A 2,248-nucleotide genomic window follows, 5' to 3' on the forward strand; every position below is an offset into this window, starting at 1 on the left:
CCGCGAAGGCGCGCATCCGCCGGGAGGCCCTGCACCTCTTCGCCGAGCACGGCGTGGGCGCGACGTCGCTGCGCACCGTCGCCGCCTCGGCCGGCGTCACCGTCGGCCTGATCGTGCATCACTACGGCACGAAAGAGGCGCTGTGCGAGGCGGTCGAGTTCGAGGTCGTCGACCTGTTCGCCGAGGCCATCGCGTCGGTGCCCGTCGATGACCGCCTGGCGGCTGAACAGGTGGCCGCGCGAGACATCGCGGTCGCCGAGATGCTCTCCGACAACCCGGCGGTCGTCGACTACCTCCGGCGCGCGATCCTCCACGGCGGTGGTGACCGCAAAGACCTGGTGAGCCGCCTCACCGAGCTGACCGCCCAGCAGGTGCACGACCTGCGCACCGCGGGCCTCGCCTCGACCCGCCAAACCGTGGGCGAGCAGGTCGTCACGATCATGGTGCGACAGCTCGGACGGCTCTTCCTCCAGCCCCTCGTCGACCGCATCGCCGAGGAGTTCGAGGACCTGGCGGGGCCATCAAGACCGCAGCTGCTCGTCACCCTGACCCGTTGACCGCCGCCCCCTTCCGAGATCGACTTCGGAATTGAGAAGGACTGGGGCCGCGGGCTCGCGATGGCGTGGCAGTACGGCACGCCCTTGGCGATCGTCGACGGGGCAGGCGGGGTGGACGTCGTCTGTGGGGGAGCGGACCTGCAAGGTGCGCTGGGCGCGGCCTCGATGCCCGGCACCGAGATCAGCCTCGAGAGCAACCTGCGCGCGTCCCTCGGGCAGCTGTGCGCCGACCGGGCCTACGACCTGGTCCTGATCGACTCCGGCCCCGGAGACACCAAGCTGCTCGATGCCTACCTGCGCGCGAGCCGGTGGCTCATCGTGCCCACCATCAGCGACGAGGCCAGCCTCGCCGGCCTAGACAAGATGGGCGCCCGGTTCGTCACCGCGAAGCAGGCCGGAGCAGAGATCGAGTGCCTGGGTGCCGTGCTCACCAAGATCAACCACCAGGCCACCGCCCGCAACCGAGCCATCCGAGGCGAGCTGACCGAGGCCCTCGGAGACGCCGCTAGGCCCTTTGAGTCGATGATCCGCTACAGCGACGCCAACAGCATCGACGCCCGCCGGCACGGCATGAGCGCCCACGACGTCGCGGGGGAGGCTGTCTCCCAACGCAAGACACGCCTCGCCGGGTTGCGGGAGCGGGCCCGGGGTGAGCACCGCCCGAGCAGCGACAACACGGCCTGGTGGTCCAACAGCAAGAACAGCGGCTCCGGCCTGGCCGCCGACTACGAGGCCCTGACCCGCGAGATCCTCACCCGGATCAGCGAACGGGAGGCGGCGTATGTCTGAGCTGAAGCCTCGCCGGGCCCGAGCCAACGCCTTCGACCTGGCCCGCACCGACCGCGACGACGTCGAGGTCACCCTCCCGGTGGCGCCGTTGAGCGACCTCCTGCCGCGCATAGCGGACCGGACGCCGGCAAAAGCCGCGTCCCTTCACCGCAGCCCCAGGACGCAGTCCCCCTGGTGCTCCCGCCGCGGCGCCGCCGGCCGCCGCGACGTCGTCTTCGCCGCTGCGAACGGTTCCGGACCTGCCCGTGCCGGCTAGAGACGAAGGCTCAAGCCTTATGCCGGCTGACGAGCCCAGGGGAGTGGGCGGTCGACCACCCTGACCAAGACGGGAAGCGGCCGGATTACGACCACCGCAGCCCGGGTGCCGATCGATCTCTACGACAACGCTGAAGACCTCGTCAAAGGCCGCGGCAAGCCCTCCTGGGGCCAGCTGATTGCCTGGACCTGCACCACCCGGCAGCAAGACGTCATCAACGAGGTGCTCACCCTGACCGAGCCGGCCCCAGGGCTCGTCCCCCGCGGGCAGAACAGACGCGGAACCGCTAGCACCCAGATCACCGCACGTTTCACCCTCGACGAGCACGGCACCTTCACGCGCACCCGCGAGCTCGCCCATGCGGCAGCTGAGACCGCCGAGCACCCCGTCGAAGGACCCGTCACAGCCACCCTCGTCGTCATCGCCGCCCTGCAGGTCGCCACCACGCGAACATGACGACCCTGCATCCAACCGGACATCCTAGAAGAACGTTCACCGGCGACCACGAGCGGGACAGTCTTCAGCCCTTTCTTGAGCGCGCTTGAACGGCGCGAGGTCAAGTTGATCCACTGCCGGGCCGGCGCTGGATCCGGGAGTGTCCGACGAACGGTGTTTCTGGCATTTGCTTCTCAGAGGGTTTCGGCGG

4 protein-coding genes are annotated in these 2,248 nt (G+C 69.6%); all 4 read left to right on the forward strand.

The features are described from left to right. Positions 1-557 (forward strand): TetR/AcrR family transcriptional regulator (locus tag L0H79_RS22000; RefSeq protein WP_301486910.1); only part of this gene is annotated, 557 nt, incomplete at its 5' end. A 60-nt stretch (positions 558-617) separates the two neighbouring features. Further along, complete coding sequence (locus L0H79_RS22005; protein WP_301486911.1) at positions 618-1,346, forward strand: ParA family protein; 729 nt, start codon at positions 618-620, stop codon at positions 1,344-1,346. Continuing rightward, the gene (locus L0H79_RS22010) at positions 1,339-1,602 is read left to right on the forward strand and encodes a hypothetical protein (RefSeq protein WP_301486912.1); all 264 of its coding nucleotides are present in this window, start codon (positions 1,339-1,341) and stop codon (positions 1,600-1,602) included. Before L0H79_RS22005 ends, L0H79_RS22010 begins: the two co-directional genes overlap by 8 nt. 105 nt (positions 1,603-1,707) lie before the next feature. Beyond that, the gene (locus L0H79_RS22015) at positions 1,708-2,058 is read left to right on the forward strand and encodes a hypothetical protein (RefSeq protein ID WP_301486914.1); all 351 of its coding nucleotides are present in this window, start codon (positions 1,708-1,710) and stop codon (positions 2,056-2,058) included. The last annotated feature ends 190 nt before the right edge of the window (positions 2,059-2,248 follow it).

The sequence above is a fragment of the Intrasporangium sp. genome (genome assembly GCF_030452765.1).
GTDB lineage: Bacteria > Actinomycetota > Actinomycetes > Actinomycetales > Dermatophilaceae > Intrasporangium_A.

What these genes read in the sequence shown, in the direction of transcription:
- L0H79_RS22005 (WP_301486911.1), top strand. Translation starts at nt 618, where the DNA reads ATGGCGTGGCAGTACGGCACGCCCTTGGCGATCGTCGACGGGGCAGGC.
- L0H79_RS22010 (WP_301486912.1), top strand. Translation starts at nt 1,339, where the DNA reads ATGTCTGAGCTGAAGCCTCGCCGGGCCCGAGCCAACGCCTTCGACCTG.